Annotated in this window: 12 protein-coding genes and 2 tRNA genes; 11 read left to right on the top strand and 3 right to left on the bottom strand. The window is 57.9% G+C overall.

Features of this window, described 5'->3' with window-relative positions; genetic code table 11:
• Positions 1 to 39 precede the first annotated feature (39 nt).
• From R84865_RS06665 to R84865_RS06645, 5 genes are all read left to right on the top strand, one after another.
• Positions 40 to 1,089, top strand: a complete 1,050-nt coding sequence (locus tag R84865_RS06665; RefSeq protein ID WP_435639176.1) for a FecCD family ABC transporter permease — start codon at positions 40 to 42, stop codon at positions 1,087 to 1,089.
• Complete coding sequence (locus tag R84865_RS06660) at positions 1,086 to 1,883, top strand: ABC transporter ATP-binding protein (RefSeq protein ID WP_435639175.1); 798 nt, start codon at positions 1,086 to 1,088, stop codon at positions 1,881 to 1,883. Before R84865_RS06665 ends, R84865_RS06660 begins: the two co-directional genes overlap by 4 nt.
• Before the next feature lie 17 nt (positions 1,884 to 1,900).
• Positions 1,901 to 3,040, top strand: a complete 1,140-nt coding sequence (locus tag R84865_RS06655; protein WP_435639174.1) for an ABC transporter substrate-binding protein — start codon at positions 1,901 to 1,903, stop codon at positions 3,038 to 3,040.
• Positions 3,037 to 5,235, top strand: a complete 2,199-nt coding sequence (locus R84865_RS06650; protein WP_435639173.1) for a TonB-dependent siderophore receptor — start codon at positions 3,037 to 3,039, stop codon at positions 5,233 to 5,235. The genes R84865_RS06655 and R84865_RS06650 overlap by 4 nt, the downstream gene beginning before the upstream one ends.
• Positions 5,236 to 5,455: 220 nt before the next feature.
• Positions 5,456 to 5,531, top strand: a tRNA-Glu gene (locus R84865_RS06645).
• A 365-nt stretch (positions 5,532 to 5,896) separates the two neighbouring features.
• Here R84865_RS06645 and R84865_RS06640 read toward each other — a convergent pair.
• Entirely contained in the window at positions 5,897 to 6,964 is a 1,068-nt protein-coding gene (locus tag R84865_RS06640; RefSeq protein WP_435639172.1) for an alpha/beta fold hydrolase, read from the bottom strand.
• A 394-nt stretch (positions 6,965 to 7,358) separates the two neighbouring features.
• Between R84865_RS06640 and R84865_RS06635 the strand changes: the two genes are divergently transcribed.
• From R84865_RS06635 to R84865_RS06610, 6 genes are all read left to right on the top strand, one after another.
• Positions 7,359 to 8,300 carry an ABC transporter ATP-binding protein gene (locus R84865_RS06635; protein WP_435639171.1) on the top strand — a complete coding sequence of 314 codons (942 nt, stop codon included), beginning with the start codon at positions 7,359 to 7,361 and terminating at the stop codon, positions 8,298 to 8,300.
• Entirely contained in the window at positions 8,301 to 9,074 is a 774-nt protein-coding gene (locus tag R84865_RS06630) for an ABC transporter permease (RefSeq protein ID WP_435632722.1), read from the top strand.
• Positions 9,074 to 9,928 (top strand): NADPH-dependent 7-cyano-7-deazaguanine reductase QueF, encoded by an 855-nt coding sequence (queF, locus tag R84865_RS06625; protein WP_435639170.1) that lies wholly within the window; start codon positions 9,074 to 9,076, stop codon positions 9,926 to 9,928. Before R84865_RS06630 ends, queF begins: the two co-directional genes overlap by 1 nt.
• A gap of 183 nt (positions 9,929 to 10,111) precedes the next feature.
• The gene (locus tag R84865_RS06620) at positions 10,112 to 10,669 is read left to right on the top strand and encodes a nitroreductase family protein (RefSeq protein ID WP_435639169.1); all 558 of its coding nucleotides are present in this window, start codon (positions 10,112 to 10,114) and stop codon (positions 10,667 to 10,669) included.
• A 206-nt stretch (positions 10,670 to 10,875) separates the two neighbouring features.
• Positions 10,876 to 10,963: transfer RNA gene (locus R84865_RS06615), tRNA-Ser, on the top strand.
• 264 nt (positions 10,964 to 11,227) lie between these two features.
• Complete coding sequence (locus R84865_RS06610; RefSeq protein ID WP_435639278.1) at positions 11,228 to 12,679, top strand: L,D-transpeptidase family protein; 1,452 nt, start codon at positions 11,228 to 11,230, stop codon at positions 12,677 to 12,679.
• A gap of 331 nt (positions 12,680 to 13,010) precedes the next feature.
• On the opposite strand, the gene R84865_RS06605 is transcribed toward R84865_RS06610, so the two are convergent.
• Positions 13,011 to 15,371: a phosphoketolase family protein gene (locus tag R84865_RS06605; RefSeq protein WP_435637887.1), complete on the bottom strand. Its 2,361-nt coding sequence runs from the start codon at positions 15,369 to 15,371 to the stop codon at positions 13,011 to 13,013.
• Positions 15,372 to 15,482: 111 nt separating this feature from the next.
• On the bottom strand, positions 15,483 to 16,697 hold the full coding sequence (locus R84865_RS06600) for an acetate/propionate family kinase (protein WP_435639168.1): 1,215 nt from the start codon (positions 16,695 to 16,697) through the stop codon (positions 15,483 to 15,485).
• Between the last annotated feature and the right edge of the window lie 13 nt (positions 16,698 to 16,710).

Genomic DNA, 16,710 nt, shown 5'->3' with positions numbered 1-16,710 from the left:
TTCAGCCTCAAATAACATTAATTATCATTGACCTTTGTAATGTCTTCTCCCGCTTCTACCATCGCTGGCAGCTATCGGCGCTTCACCCGGCATCGTCGGCTCACGCTACTACTACTCTCAGGCTTATTGGGCGCTGCGCTGCTGCTGGATATTGCCGTAGGCCCTGCCATGCTGGCACCTTCAGAAGTGTTGGAGGCGCTAGTGGGCCACGGCGCTGCTGATTCGCTAACAAGCCTGATTGTGTGGGATTTACGCCTGCCGATGGCGCTAATGGCGGTGCTTGCCGGTAGCGCATTGGGCCTTGCCGGTGCCGAAATGCAAACGGTATTGGATAACCCGTTGGCGAGCCCGTTTACGCTTGGGGTGGGGGCGGCCGCTGCGTTGGGTGCGTCGCTGGCGATAGTATTCAATATGTCGCTGTGGTGGCTGTCGGGCGGCTATATGACAGCACTTGCCGGCTTTGTGTGCGCACTGGCCGCGATGTGGCTGATTGACCTGATTACGCTATGGCAGGGCGTCCAGCGAGACAGAATTGTGCTGTTCGGCATTTCGCTCAACTTTGTCTTCAATGCCTTGCACGCATTGGTGCAACTGGTGGCAAGCCCGGATGCCCTGCAGCAGCTGCTGTTCTGGAGCATGGGCAGCCTGCATCAAAGCTCATGGCAGCGTGACGCGATAGTGCTGGCGGTGCTGGTGATCTGTCTGCCGCTATCGCTGCGTCATGCCTGGATGCTAACGGTGCTACGCAGCGGTGAAGATCACGCGCGCAGCCTGGGTCTTCCGGTGGCACGGGTGCGCCGATTAGCGCTACTGCGGGTTAGCCTGCTGTCCGCCGTGGCGGTTTCCTTTATCGGCGTAATCGGCTTTATCGGATTGATTGCCCCGCACATGGCCAGGCTGCTAGTGGGAGAAGATCATCGCTTCTATCTTCCTGCCAGCGCGCTAACCGGCGGTGTATTGCTAGCGTTGGCAGACGTGCTAAGCAAAACCCTGGTTCATGGCATGGTGCTACCGCTGGGCATTGTGACCTCGCTGGTGGGGATACCGGTGTTCCTCGTGCTGCTGTTCAGTACCGGTAGGCCGCAATGAATAGCGCGCTCGAAGTACAGGGAATCAGCGTCTGCTATCGCCACAAGGCCATCTTCCAAGGTCTTGATCTACCGGACCTCAATGCCGGCAATACCATCGCGCTACTGGGCCCGAATGGTGTGGGCAAGTCCACTTTGCTGCGGGCCATCGCTGGACTGCAAAAATCCAGCGCGGAACGCATCGCGCTGTTTGGCCGCGACCTCTCGCGATTGGCAGGCAAAGAGCGCCTAAGCGACATTGGCTACTTGCCGCAGAGCCTTCCCCAACCGAGTTCACTGTTGGCGTACGAAGCGGTCTGCAGCGCCTGTCGCGCGCATGCGCCCGGGATCAGCCGCTGTCAGCTGGATACGCAGGTCGAAGAGGTCTTTGAGCGTCTTGCGATCACCCATCTGGCGCTGGTACCGATGCGGGCGCTTTCCGGCGGACAACGGCAGATGGTGGCGCTGGCACAGGCGCTAGTGCGGAAACCGCGATTACTGCTGCTGGACGAACCGACCAGTGCGCTCGATATGCGCTGGCAGTTGGTGTTGTTACACGCGGTGAGGGATTACGTTACCGAGCATCAGGCGATCTGCCTGGCGGCGATGCATGATATCAATCTCGCCATTCAGCACGTTAACAGCGTGCTGCTGTTTGGCCGGAATGGGTTGTTAGGCAGTGGCGCTGCCCAGCAAACGTTGTCAGACGAGCGCTTGCGCCTTGCCTATGGCGTGACGGCGCGGATTGAGTACGCCAGCGATGGGGCTCCGATGGTGCTGTGCGACGGCATTAGCGACGACGGGCAGGCGCTATGAGGCGGTGGCTGCGGGGTATGGTGGTTGCTTTTGCAGTGGTGCTGTTCGCAGCGCCACTGCAGCTGTCGGCGCCCCCTGCACACACCTTCACTCCGCGCACGCTGGTTGATCTGGCGGGGCGCAGCGTCACCATCAAACAGCCTCCACAGCGTATTTTTCTTGCGCAACCGCGCCACTTTTATGCGCTGATGGCGTTGCTGGAAGATCCCACGCAGCGGCTAGCAGGCTGGAATTATCCTCTGGCAGCCACCGATCCCGACATTGCGCCGCTATTGGAGCAGCAGTGGCCTGCGCTCAAACGTCTGCCCGCGCTGCAACGCTTACCGTCGCAGGAGATCAATACAGAAGCGCTGCTAAGCGAGAAGCCCGATCTGGTGGTGCTACCGCTGTCCCAACGTCGCCAGATAGAAGGCAGCCCACTCGCGCGGCTGCTCGATAAAACCGCCACTCCGCGCATTTATATCGACTTCAATCAGCGCCCGTTGGTGAATGCGTCGCGCAGCCTGAAGGTGTTGGGCAAGGCGCTTGGTGCCGATCAGCGTGCGTCTCAGCTGACCGCACTGATCGAGCAGCGACAGCGGCTGATTCGCCGCCGGTTGGCCGATCTGCAAAGCTTCCCCACCGTGCTGGTAGCCATTACTCCCGGCATCAAAGTGGATTGCTGCCGCACCAATATCAAGCATGGCTTTGACGACATCGTTACCGCTGCAGGTGGGCGCAACATCGCGCAGCACCTGCCGACCGCGAACAGCTTGCTGAGCGGTGAATGGATTCTACGTCATCCGGCTCGTTTCATTATCAGCACTGCCCGCCAGTCGGCTGGGCCGGGCGGCGTTCGTATGGGGGCGGGAGTAACGCCCGCCGACGTTCGTCACGATCTCAACGCCTTAGTGCAGCAGTTGCCCGGCTGGCAAACGCTGCCTGCCGTTCGCCATCGGCGCTTGATGGCGATTTGGCACGGTTTTCATCAAGGCCCCTTCGCCCTGATTGATCTCGAACAGGTGGCCAAATGGCTGCATCCGCAGCGCTTTGCCGACCTCGATCCTCACGCAGATTTCAACGTCATGCTGGGCGCTGCCGCCCCAGCGTTTCGTCATGCCACGTTAAGCGGAAGCATGCAGCGCACCCCCTATCCTCCAACCGGTATTTCTCAATGAGCATCCACTCGCCTGAGCCTTGTTCAGCGGCTAACGACCTGCCTCTCGCCTGCGACGATCACAGCATCGATAACGCCACCAATGTGGGAAACAGACCTCATTACGCACTGCTGCTGGGGGCCGCCTTGCTGGTGGGAGCGGGCAGCAAGGCACAGGCCGATGATCAAGAGACGTCAACACTCAACCCGCTGGTCGTGACGGCCACTTCGCAGCAGCAGGGTAGCGAAGATCGTTACGCACTCGATACCACCAGTACCGCTGGCAAGCGCCCAGTGGCCTTCCTCGATGATCCGCATACGGTCAATGTCGTTACTCAGCAGATCTTGCAGGATCAGGGCGGCCGTAGTCTCGACGATGCGATGAAAAACGTGGCGGGCGTCAGTATGGGCAACAATATGGGCGGCACTGAGTTGGGCTATGTCAAACGCGGCTTTGGCAGTAATCAGGATGGCTCGGTGCTGATCGATGGTATCCGTCAGCCGCGCGGCCCTTACCCAATGGCAACGATTGACCATGTCGAGGCACTGATGGGGCCGTCCTCGATGTTTAGAGGACAGCAGGACCCGGGCGGGGTGATCAATCTGGTGTCCAAACGACCGCTCTTCACTCCCCAGGTGGTGCTTTCGGGGCAGGCGGTGGGTGATCGCAAGGGAGCGGGTACTCTCGATATTACCGGACCGCTGGGGAATTCAGGCTTTGCCTACCGGTTTATTGTTGATCATCAAGATAAGGAGTCATGGCGAGAGTTTGGCAATAACCGCCATACCTTAGTGGCCCCGACGTTGCGCTATGAAGGAGAACACAATCGCGGCGAACTCGCCTGGCGCTACAGCGACTACGACCTCGATCTGGATCGTGGCACCATTTTCGTGAAAGGAAAGCCCGCCAGCGTGAGCCGCAAGCAGCGTTTCGACGAACTATGGGCGGGTATCAAGGGACACGACAATTCGCTCAGCGCCTGGTGGGAGCACGATCTCGACGCTGATTGGAAAACCAGAACCACCTATGCGTATATTCGTCGCCAGTACGACGACGGCCAACCGCGCGTTACCAAGGTAAATGCCGCTAACGGCAATATCACCCGCAGGGCTGATGCCAACCACGGCTTTGATCGGCGAATACAGTATGTTGCGCAGGATCTTATCGCGGATACCGAGCTCTTTGGCATGCGCCACGAGCTGACGTTCGGTGCTGACCACGAATTCCAGCGCGACTATCTGCGTGACAAGTACAATGGCAAGACGGTCACGGATACCAACCTTTATAGCAACCGCCACTCCGATCTACCGCTCGACCCCGGCTCGGTGAATTCAGCCAACAGCAATCGTCTCGATCAGTCGAAAAGCTATGGCGTTTACCTTACTGATTCGGTGCATCTCAACGACCGTTGGGTGCTGGGCGTTGGCGGGCGTTACAACTGGTTCAAACAGTACGGAGGCCGCGGACGCCCCTTCAACGAGTCGCTCAATAGCGTGACGCGCACTTTTTTACCTTCTGCCAATCTGCTGTATCGCGCCAGCGACAGCACCTCGCTATACCTTAGCTATAGCGAGTCCTTTGTGCCGAACGGCAGTGACAGTGATACGGGCCAATCGCTCGATCCCGAGCATGGCAAAGGCTATGAATTGGGGCTCAAGCACCAGTGGAGCAGCGCCTTATTGGGCAGCATCACGCTGTACCGGTTACGTAAGAACAACGTGGCGGTGTCCGACAATGGCGTGACTCGCACTATCGGTAAGGCAGGTTCGGAAGGGGCCGAATTCAACCTGAGTGGGGCCATTACGCCCACGCTGTCCGTCGATGCCTCTTATGCGTTTACGCACACCAAGGTCATTTCCGACAGCAGCGGCAATGTGGGCAATCGCTTACCCAACGCACCGCGCCACTCCGCCAGCCTGTTTTTGGCTCAGCAGCTGAACACCGCGCCGGAATGGGGCAAGTGGCGTTTAGGCGGCGGCGTTCGTTATGTCGGCAGTCGCGAGGGTGACGATAAAAACTCTTTCCATATGAAGCACTACACCGTCTCCGACCTGTTTGTGGCCTGGAATCCTGCCTGGATGGGGGAGCGTGCGCGCATACAGCTTAATCTCAACAATCTGTTTGATGAGCGCTATTACACCTCCAGCGGAGGTTCTACCCGCGTTTCCGTGGGGGCGCCGCGAGAATTGGTGGCAACCGCTAGTATGCGCTGGTAACGGTAGGTTGCCGAGATGCTCAGCAATCAACGGCGCTGGGGCAGGGGGCGAACGGCCTTTCAATGTCAGCGTCAGCGATGTCAGCAGCGTTTGAGTAGCAAGAGCGGGGCGTAAAAAAACAATTGGCCCTTGCCATCGGCGGGCAAGTTGTTGATAATGCGCCGCGTTGCCAGCCAAGCGTGCGGCAACCGGCCGATTCTTTTTGAATACGCCGCCCTGCGTCCCATTCGTCTAGTGGTCCAGGACACCGCCCTTTCACGGCGGTAACAGGGGTTCGAACCCCCTATGGGACGCCACTTCTGCACGTTCTATTATCCCTTCGCTGTTAATCATTCGATCGCGTCTATCGCGCGCTTTGCTGTGCTTATTGCGTGCCTTGCTGCGTCTGTTCGCGTGCCGCCTTCTCGCGTGTATCCACTATCCTCGATGCGCTTCCGTAGCCGCGTGTCCAATGCTCGTGTTGCTCCAGCGCGCTGGCGCGGCGGCTTCGATCGCACATCTCGATAGTGCGCTAATACGGTGTGGGACGTATTTTCGTCGCTAAGGGCGATGGTTGTACGCAGCCTTGGGGCATGTTTCATGCAAGCAGCAGCTGCTGGAACCTGAAAAAGCGCCCGAGTGAGGCACTTTGTGGCTTGAGTCGCGATCGTCCGCGGCGGAGTTATTTGGCCGCGGCGGCGTTTAGATGATCGAGCAACTGCTGATGGAACTGCTTCGGACTTTGGATTTGCGGCGCATGACCATCATTGGGGAAGGTGACCAGTTCAGCGTTGGGAATTGCCTTTGCGGCAGCGCGGCCGAGTTCAGGGTAGTGCCCCAGCTGCTTTTGCACCTCAGGGGTGGCTTTCGCTTTGCCCGGCGCGGTAGTGTCCTTCTCGCCAATCATCAGCACCGTAGGCACGCGAATATTGGGGAATTCGTGAATGACCGGCTGGGTGTAAATCATGTCAGACAGCAGCGCTGAGTTCCACGCGACCTGATCACTGCCTTCTCCCCGATACATGCCCGCCAGCATGTTGACCCATTTGTCATACTCAGGCTGCCAATGGTTGGCATAGTAGAAGGTCTGCTCGTAATGGCGAATATCGGCGGCGGTCTTGCCGTGTTCGCTCTGATAAAGCTCATCAACGCTCTGCGACGGTACGCCTTTGGCGCGCCAGTCTTCCAGCCCAATCGGATTGACCATCACTAACTGTTCCACATTGCCAGGGAACATCAGTGAATAGCGCGCGCCCAGCATGCCACCGGTAGAGTGGCCAATCAGGGTGTAGTGATCGATACCTAGATGCGCAAGCAGCGCATGGGTGTTATGCGCCAATTGCTCGAAGCTGAACTGATAGCCTTGCGGTTGGCTCGATTTGCAGAAGCCGATCTGATCGGGCGCAATCACGCGATAACCATGTTCGGTTAATGTCTTGATGGTGGTATCCCAGGTGCCCGCGCAGAAGTTTTTACCGTGCAGCAGTACCGCGACCTTGCCGTTGGGATGCTCAGGTTTGGCGTCGATGTAGGCCATCTGCAGCGACTGGCGCTGCGAGTTAAACGAGAAGTGGCTGACCGGCCAGCCGTAGTTGAAGCCCTTCAGCTCGGCGCCGTAGTGGGGAAGGCTCTCCGAAGCACCTTGCTTGGCGGTGTCGGCGTTCGCGCTGGTGGCGCTAAACGCAGCCAATGGCAGCAACGTAAAGGTAGTGGCAACGGCATAACAGAGTTGGCGGGTGGTCGTTCGCATGAGCAGTTCCGATGAGTGAGATAGCCTGCGTCAGTCGCGCTGGCCGTCGGTGAACAGGAAGCTTGCCGCGGTGAAAGGCAGCGGGTAACTCACCACCTTAGAGATTTTGGCAGCTGAATTCATCCGCTACCTTAGCGCTGCTGGCGCCATTTTTGCTGCCTGGCAACGTCCAACGCGTGTTACGAGAGTAGGAAGAAGAGGGCATTTCGGGATAAACTATGGCCCATTTTTCAACGCGGCGCCGCTCTCCCTACGTCTTTTTCTTTCTGTATGTGGTGAAAGGACGCTGCCACCGAGCCCCCTGCTACGGGGGCTCGCCAACGCTTTGTGAGGATGCGCAGCGCGGTGCTGTGCAGCCTCTTCCGTTTTATACAAGTCATGACAGGAGCAGCGAATGTCGGTTCCAGCCCTATCCATCCGTGGCTTGACCAAGGTTTATAGCAATCAGCACCAGGCCCTCAAGGGCATCGACCTTACGGTTAACGATGGCGACTTTTTTGCGCTGCTGGGTCCTAACGGGGCCGGTAAGTCGACCACGCTGGGGATTGTCTCTTCGATGGTCAACAAATCGGCGGGCAAGGTCGAGATCTTCGGTATCGATATCGACAAAAATTTCTCTCTCGCCAAATACCAGCTAGGTGTGGTCCCACAGGAATTCAATTTCAATCCCTTCGAGAAGGTCGAGGATATCGTGCTGGCGCAAGCCGGGTTCTACGGTATTCCGCGCAAGAAAGCGCTAGCGCGTACACGCCAGTTGCTCGACGACCTGGGTCTCGGCGATAAGCGCGATCAGCAGGCGCGCACGCTGTCGGGCGGCATGAAGCGTCGCCTGATGATTGCTCGTGCGCTGGTGCATCGGCCGCGCTTGCTGATTCTCGACGAGCCCACTGCGGGCGTCGATATCGAGCTGCGCCGCAGCATGTGGGAGTACATGCAGCGTATCAACGAGCTCGAAGGCACCACCATCATCCTGACCACGCACTATCTCGAGGAAGCAGAAGCGCTGTGCGGCAACATCGCCATTATCGATCAGGGCACTATCGTTAAAGACAGCAGCATGCGCGATCTGCTCGCCGAGCTGGATGTCGAAACCTTCCTGCTGGATACCCAGGTGCCGATCACTCAAGCGCCTGCACTAGAAGGCTTCCAGGTTGAGCTGCTCGACAGCGGCCAGCTAGCGCTGTCGGTGAAGCGGGGGCAGCACATCAACGACGCCTTCGAACAGTTGTCGCAGCAGGGTATTAGCGTGACGTCGCTGCGCAATCGCAGTAACCGTTTGGAAGAGCTGTTTGTCGCACTGGTGGATCACGGTCAGGAAGCAGGGGGAATTCGCTGAATGAAGTATCAACAAATTTGGGTCGCCTTCTGGACCGTGCTGGTGCGCGAAGTGCGCCGTTTTATGCGTATATGGCCGCAAACGCTGCTGCCGCCATCGATCACCATGGCAATGTATTTTCTGATCTTCGGTAATCTGGTCGGTTCACGCATCGGTCAAATGGATGGCTTTCCCTATATCGATTACATCGTGCCGGGGCTAATCATGATGTCGGTGATTACCAACAGCTACTCGAATGTGGCGTCATCGTTTTTCGGCACCAAGTTTCAGCGCTCGGTAGAAGAACTGATCGTCTCGCCGATGCCCAACTGGGCCATTCTGGCGGGCTATATCGCCGGTGGCGCAGCGCGGGGGCTGCTAGTCGGCGTTATCGTGACGGTGGTGTCGATGTTCTTCACCCGTCTTGATATCGTGCATCCGCTGCTGACGCTGATCGTGGTGGTGCTGACGTCGCTGCTGTTTTCAATCGGCGGGTTTATTAACGCACTGCTGGGCAACAAGTTCGATGATATTTCGATTGTGCCGGTGTTCGTGCTGACGCCGCTAACCTATCTGGGCGGAGTCTTCTACTCGATCCACACGCTGCCGACCTTCTGGCAGCACGTCTCGCAGCTCAACCCGATTCTGTACATGGTCAACACCTTCCGCTATGGCATCCTGGGCGTGTCCGATATCTCGGCGGGCTGGGCGTTGGGCGCGATTATTGCCTTTAATGTCGTGCTCTTTGCGGTGGCGCTGAGCATGCTCAACCGCGGTAAGGGAATTCGTCACTAATGACCGATGCACCTTCAGACCAAGGCCTTGCGCATGCGCCGCTGGGCCAGAGTTCGGCCTATCCCGATCATTATGATGCCGGGCTGTTGTTTCCCATCGCGCGCGCTACCAATCGTGGCGCGCTAGGGCTCGATGCTCATAGCGAGCTACCCTTCGTTGGGCTCGATTTGTGGCAGGCGTTCGAGCTGTCGTGGCTCGACCGTAATGGCAAGCCAGTGGTGCGGTTAGCGCGTTTTGGCATTCCGGCAAATTCGAGCCATTTGATCGAGTCGAAGTCGTTCAAGCTTTACCTGAACGGTTTCAACAGCACGCACTTTGCCAATGAAGGTGAGGTGATTGAACGCCTCGAGTGGGATCTGTCAGAAGCCGTGCACGCCGATGTGATGGTCAGCCTGCACAGGCTCGACAGCACCGACTTCGCGATTGCGGCGCTTGAAGGCGACTGCATCGATGATCTGGACGTGGCCATCAGTCACTACACGCCAGCACCCGATTTGCTGAGTGCTGACAGCGAGCAGAGGGTGGAAGAAGTGCTGCATTCTCATCTGCTGAAGTCGAACTGTCCGGTCACGGGGCAGCCTGACTGGGGCAGCGTGATAGTTCGCTACAAAGGCCCGCAAATCGACCGCGAAGGGTTACTGGCGTATTTGGTGTCGTACCGTAACCATCAGGATTTCCACGAGCACTGCGTTGAGCGCATCTACCTGGATTTGCGCGAGCGCACCCAGCCAACCGAGCTTGCGGTGATGGCGCGCTATACGCGTCGAGGAGGGCTGGATATCAACCCCTGTCGTGCGAGCAGCTTCGATGCGCTTGATCCCACGTGGCTTGAAAAGCGTACCGCCCGCCAGTAGCGTTGGCTGGCTCGCGGCTGGCTGGGTGTGCCGTCATCCGTCGCCATCCGCTCAGCTGGCGCTGCACTGACACGGAGCAATTCCCAGCAGCCCAAGAGCCGTTGGGCGTACTGCATCGACCTGAAAAAGAGCGGCATAGCGCTGTTATCTTCACCATTTTTGATCGTTGAAAAGAGGCCATCCATGGATGCCAAAACGCTGCTACTCAAGCGTAATTCTCACGGCAAGCTAGAGGGCCCTGCGCCCACAGCAGAGCAGCTCGATACCCTCTACCGTGCCGCGCTGCGCGCGCCGGATCACAAAGGGCTAGCACCATGGCGCTTTGTTGAAATTAGCGGCGATGGCCGTAAACGGCTCGGCGAATTGAGTGCGCGCGCCGAAAAGCTGCGCAAGCCCGAGATCAAGGAAGATAAGCTGGAATCCATCAAGCTGAAGGCAGAGCGTGCTCCGATGATCATCGCGGTGATTGCGCGCATCAAGGACAACAAAAAAGTCCCGAGGGTAGAGCAGGTTGCCTCCGCTGCCTGTGCAGCGCACGCAATGCTGTATGCGGCCGAGGTTGAGGGGCTGGGAGCCATGTGGCGCACCGGCGACTTCGCCCATAGTCCTGTGGTGCGCGAAGGCTTCGGGCTAACGCCCGTCGATGAGCTGGTCGGCTTTATCTATCTTGGGCACAAGGTTGGGCATGATAAAAAACTGCCCAATTTGCAGCCCAAGGATTTCGTTGAGCGCTGGACGTAGCGATAGCATCGTTTCGCGGTAATGCTCTGGTGCATGTGAGGCTCAGGAAAGCAGCGAACCACAGACTATTGGCCGTTGTGATCAGCAACGGCCAACGTATAAGCGGTGATAGGGCGGTCAGGGTAATTTACTGAATCGCTTGCAAAATGCGCCGAATGCGGATAGAGTGTGCGCCGTTCTCGTTGCCCAATGTGGCAGCCAGTGCAGGAGAGGTGTCCGAGTGGTCGAAGGAGCACGCCTGGAAAGTGTGTAAGTCGCAAGGCTTCGAGGGTTCGAATCCCTCCCTCTCCGCCATTTGAATTCCAAAAAGCCGTCCCGATTGGGGGCGGCTTTTTTCGTGGTAGGCGGTGCTTTTTTCATCTGCTGCTGCGAAGCTGTTAAACTAAGATGACTTCAATCGAATTCAGCGGTTTCATCGATGACGTCGATCGATGCGACGCTGACTGAAAGCACAGCTTTCTTGTAATGGGTTCGTAAATTGCGCCATTTCGGGCTAGGGTGAACCCCGTCAGTAAAAAAATGAGATACGTTTGAGTATCGGGAGACGTCAGGGTGAGCATGTTTTTTAATCGCTTCGCGGTAACAGGGGGCGCTATCCCACGCTACGCGGCGGCTGCGCTGTTAATTGCCTGCTGCTCAGGGGTAAGCGCACAGAGCCTTCCTTCTTCAGCCACTGGTGCGGGAGCGGCGTCTGACGATAGTACTGCCACTGAGCAGCAGTTCGACTCCCCGTCGGATGCAGGCGCCGATAAGAGCGACAGCGGCGCAACCGGGTCCGAAGACGAAGCGGCTCAGGCTGACAAGCCCGCGGAACAGCCAGCCCCCAAACCCAAGCCGAAACCTAAGCCCAAACCAGGCAACTGGAAGGTGCCCAATGTGGCCTCCCAGCCGAGCCCGCTTAACAACCCGGCTCAGCCGTTGGCGCAGCAAAGCTTCTCCGATACCGTGCGCGATGCCGCTGGCAAGCTGCTTCAGGCTCAGTCGACCGGTGACAGCTCGCTAGCGCCGCTCAAGGCAACTTCGCCGCTGCGTGAGGGCGACAGCGGTGAGCAGGTCGCATCGCTTATCGAGCATTTGCAGGCGTGGGGCTATCTCGACAAGGAAGAGCAGGAGGATGGCTCCTTCAACTTCTACGATAGCGCGACCACCGCCGATAAAGGCACCACCTTCGATGACGAAGTGCAGGCTGCGGTAAAACACTTCCAAAGCGATCACGGTTTGGTGGCCGATGGTGTAGTGGGCCCGCAGGTGGCAACGGCGCTGAATACCACGCCTGCCCATCAGGCTGAGGCGCTCAAGATTTGGGCGACCGCGATTGATCAGCAGGTACGCGGTGCTCGGGCGCACGGCGCGCGCTATGTGGCATTGATCAACGTGCCTTCCTACACGCTTCATCTGATTCGTACCTCCGACGGTAAGCAAGTGTTGGAAAGCCGTGTTGTAGTGGGTACCAAGGACCATCCGACGCCGCTGTTCTGGACCCGTATTACTGGCCTCAAGTATTCGCCCGATTGGGTTGCGCCAGCGTCCATTGCCAAAAACGGCTATCAGCGCACGCCGCCGGGACCCAGCAATCCGCTCGGTCTGCTGCGCTTTACCACCAATAACAATCAGGCGATCTTCCTGCACGATACTAACAACAAGTCGTTGTTTGGCTCAGCCTGGCGTGCTCGCTCGCATGGCTGCATTCGCGTTCAGCAGTGGGCAGGGCTCGCAGAAACCATCGGGCCGCTTTCTCCTGCGCAGCTGCAGAGCAAGCTCGACAAGCGCTTGACCATGTTCTCAAGTGTTAATGAATCAACGCTGGTGCGTACCGTGGCCTCAGTAGTTGATGTCGTCGAGGGCAAGCCGACGGTATGGCCTGATCCTTACCAGCTGGGCAACCACGCGATTGGCGCGAAAAGCCTGCAAGGTATCGCAGAGAGTGATCCTAGCGGTCTGTTCGCCACCGCTCCGGGTAAACCGCTGCAGGCAGGTGATAGCAAACAAGCGGTGCAAGGCGCGCCCTAAGGCGGTCGATCACCGCGGTTAGCAACAAGGGGCTGAGTCATGGCGACTCAGCCCCTTTTTATTGCCCCGATGAGGTACACGCTTACCCATAGCAGTAGTGGAGCGCTGAAGAGTGCTTCAACCCTTACAGGCCTGAAATAATCCGGGCGAGGGCGGCCAGATACGTACCACGTCGTAGCCTGCCCAACGCCCAACGCCCAACGCCCAACGCCCAACGCCGCGCTACCATAAACAACGCCGCAAGAGGTTTCCCTCTGCGGCGTTGTTCCTTTCTTTGTGGACGCTAGCCCTTTCTTGCAGGTATTAGCGCGTTTCCACAGGCGTTAGCCCGTTACGAACTCCACTGCCAGTCAAGAATCTCCGGCATATCGACGCCGTGCTCGGCGACGTAGAGGCGGTGCTCTACCAGCTTGTCGCGTACAAACTGCGTGAGATAGGCGGATTGATCGTTCATGCCCGGAATGCGCTGGAGCGTATTGAGCACGATATGGAAGCGATCAAGATGATTCATTACGGTCATATCGAAAGGCGTGGTGGTGGTGCCTTCCTCCCTGAAACCATGCACGTGGAAGTTACGCGCATTCTGGCGTTTGTAAATGAGTCGGTGAACCAACTGCGGGTTGCCGTGATAGGCAAAAATGACCGGCTTGTTAAGCGTAAATATCGCATTGAATTCCGCTTCGCCGAGCCCGTGCGGATGCTGGGTTTCCGACATTAAGGTCAGCAGGTCAACAACGTTGACTACCCGCACCTTGAGATTGGGAGCGTGTTCGCGCAGCAGCGATACCGCCGCCAGCGTTTCCTGGGTGGGAATATCGCCAGCACAGGCCAATACGACATCAGGCTCTCCGCCCTGATCGTTGCTTGCCCAACGCCAGATGCCTATGCCCTGATGGGTATGTTTGATGGCATCTTCCATGCTTAGCCACTGAGCCTGCGGCTGTTTGCCGGCCACAATCACGTTGACGCGGTTCCAACTGCGCAAACAGTGATCGGCGACGCACAGCAGCGTGTTGGCATCGGGTGGGAAGTAGGCGCGCACGATGTCGGGCGACTTGCCCACCACATAATCAACGAAGCCCGGGTCCTGATGGCTGAAGCCGTTGTGATCCTGACGCCACACGTGGGAGGTCAGCAGATAGTTGAGCGATGCAATAGGGCGTCGCCAATCCACTTCATTGGCTGTCTTGAGCCATTTGGCATGCTGGCTGAACATCGAATCGACAATATGAATAAAGGCTTCGTAGCACGAGAAGAAGCCATGACGCCCGGTTAGCAGGTATCCCTCTAACCAGCCCTGCACGGTATGCTCGCTCAAAATCTCCATCACATGGCCGCCGGGGGCAAGATGATCGTCGTAATCGAAGATTTCTTCCTGCCATGCGCGGCTCGTGGCGTCCAATACGGCATCGAGGCGATTGGAGTTGTTTTCATCAGGCGAGAAAACACGGAAGTTGGCGCTTTTCAGGTTATTTGCCATCACATCGCGAAGCCAGGTGCCCAGCACGCGCGTGCTTTCGCCACTGCCTTGGCCGGGACTCACTACGTCTACTGCATAATCGCGAATTGAAGGCAGCTTGAGCGGGCGTTTCAGAATGCCGCCGTTGGTATGCGGATTCGCGCTCATGCGCAGTTCGCCTTCCGGTGCCAGCGCGCGGATATCAGCGTTCAGGCGACCGTCTTCATCGAAAAGGGTTTCGGGATGATAGCTTTTCAGCCACTGCTCCAGCGCCTTGAGGTGTTCAGGTTTGCCAAGATTGGCGAAGGGCACCTGGTGTGATCGCCAGAAGCCCTCAACCCGCTGTCCATCAATCTCTTTCGGGCAAGTCCAGCCTTTCGGACTGCGCAGAATGATCATCGGCCAGGCGGGGCGGTCGGTGGCACCTTCCTCGCGTGCACGGCGCTGAATTTCCTTGATCCGCGCAAAGGCGTAATCAAGCGCCACGGCCATCCTCTGGTGCATCGGAGTAGGCAGTTCACCTTCCACCAGCAGCGGCTCATAGCCGTAGCCACGGAACAGTTGCAGCAGCTCTTCCTCGGGCATGCGGCCCAGCAGCGTGGGGTTGGCAATCTTGTAGCCGTTCAGGTGCAGAATGGGCAGCACTGCGCCATCGCTGGCTGGATTGAGGAATTTGTTGCTGTGCCACGAGGCTGCCAGCGGCCCGGTTTCTGCCTCACCGTCGCCGACCACGCAAGCGACCGTAAGGTCGGGATTATCGAAAGCAGCGCCGAAGGCATGGGAGAGCGAATAGCCTAATTCTCCGCCTTCGTGAATGGAGCCCGGCGTAGTGGCGGCCGTGTGGCTGGGAATGCCGCCGGGGAAGGAGAACTGCTTGATGAAGCGTTTAAGACCGCACAGGTCCTCGGTAATTTCCGGGAAGCATTCGCTATAGGTGCCTTCCATATAGGTACTGGCGACAACACCCGGTGCACCGTGACCTGGGCCGGTAATGAACATAACGCTATGGTGCTGTTCGCGAATGATGCGGTTGAGGTGCAGATAGATGAAGTTCAAACCTGGGGTGGTTCCCCAGTGCCCCAATAGGCGCGGTTTGGTGTGCTCAAGCTTCAAAGGTTCGCGCAGCAGCGGGTTATCAAGCAAGTAGATTTGCGCGATGGAGAGATAGTTGGCTGCCCACCACCATTGATTGAAAAGGTGGATGTCATGTTCGGAAAGTGGATGTTCGCTCATGCTATAGAGTCTCCATGGCGGATGAGTGAGTAATTGGACGCCGTCGACGCGCGCGAGCAGGCGCCTGGCGCTGATCGTGCTGCATGCGGCGGCATCCGGCGGAGCAAGGGGTTAGTGACGCTGTTTCCAGAATTCCCACACATGGCGTGCCAACATGCCTTCTTCATCGGTCGGCATGACCAGCACCTGACAGCGACTGTCAGCGCTACTAATGCGCTGTGGCGCGTCTGCGTGGTTGGACGTTTCATCGAGGAGAGTGCTGAACAGCGGGGCAAGGCGCTCGCAAATGGCGGTGCGTATGGCAGCAGAGTGCTCGCCTATACCACCGGTAAATACCAGCGCATCGACGCCACCAAGAGAAACCGCCATGCGACCGAATTCTTCGGCGACTCGGAAGGTGAAGAACTCCACCGCGCGCTGGGCGCGAGGGGAGTCGTCTTCCAGCAGTTCGCGCATATCGCTCGAAATGCCTGACAAGCCTTTGAGGCCTGAGTCGTAGTAAAGCATTTTGCGCAGTTCATCGATGCTGGTGCCCTGTTTCAGCAGATACAGCATCAATCCAGGATCGAGTGAGCCGCAGCGGGTACCCATCGGTAGCCCGTCAAGCGGCGTAAGGCTCATAGTGGTATTGATACTGCGGCCATCTCGTAGCGCACACAGGCTAGCGCCCGCGCCGAGATGAGCGACAACGATGCGCTGACGGGCAAGCGCCGGCTGCTGGCAAGCCAACTGGTGCGCAATGTACTCATACGAGAGACCATGGAAGCCGAAACGGCGCAGGCCCTGCTCGTAAAGATGGTAAGGTAGGCCGGTTAACTGGGTTAGCGGATCGCGGTGGAAGTGAAATGACGTATCGAACCCTGCTACCTGCAGCAGCTGTGGTGCTTGCTCTTCAACGGCGTTGATACCCGCAAGCGCCGGCGGTTGGTGTAGTGGAGCAAGTTCAGTGAGCTGTTCGATGGTGGCCTTGACGTTGGCATCGATTACCACGGGCGCTTCATAAAATACGCCACCGTGCACCACTCGGTGCCCAACCGCCACCGCTGAAAACGCTTCGCTTTCTCGATCCAGCGCATCGCGCATGTGCTGGTAGGCATCGCTATGGTTGCTTGCCTGATGAGCCTCGAAATGAGCGGAGCTGAGCGTATTGCCGCTGCTGTCAGAAATGGTAAGAGCAGGGTGCTGATTACCAATGCCGCTCAGTTCGCCGTGTAGCATTAACGAAGGGGGAGTATCCCTGGTAACAGCGAAGATCGATAGCTTGAGGCTGGATGAGCCTGCGTTGACCACAATGATGACGGGATTATGGGTACTACGTGAACTCATGCGACTCTCCCTG

Source organism: Carnimonas bestiolae (assembly GCF_051251145.1).
Classification (GTDB): Bacteria; Pseudomonadota; Gammaproteobacteria; order Pseudomonadales; family Halomonadaceae; genus Carnimonas; species Carnimonas bestiolae.
The sequence above is the reverse complement of the archived record's forward strand: the minus strand, read 5'-3'. Positions and strand labels throughout refer to the sequence as shown.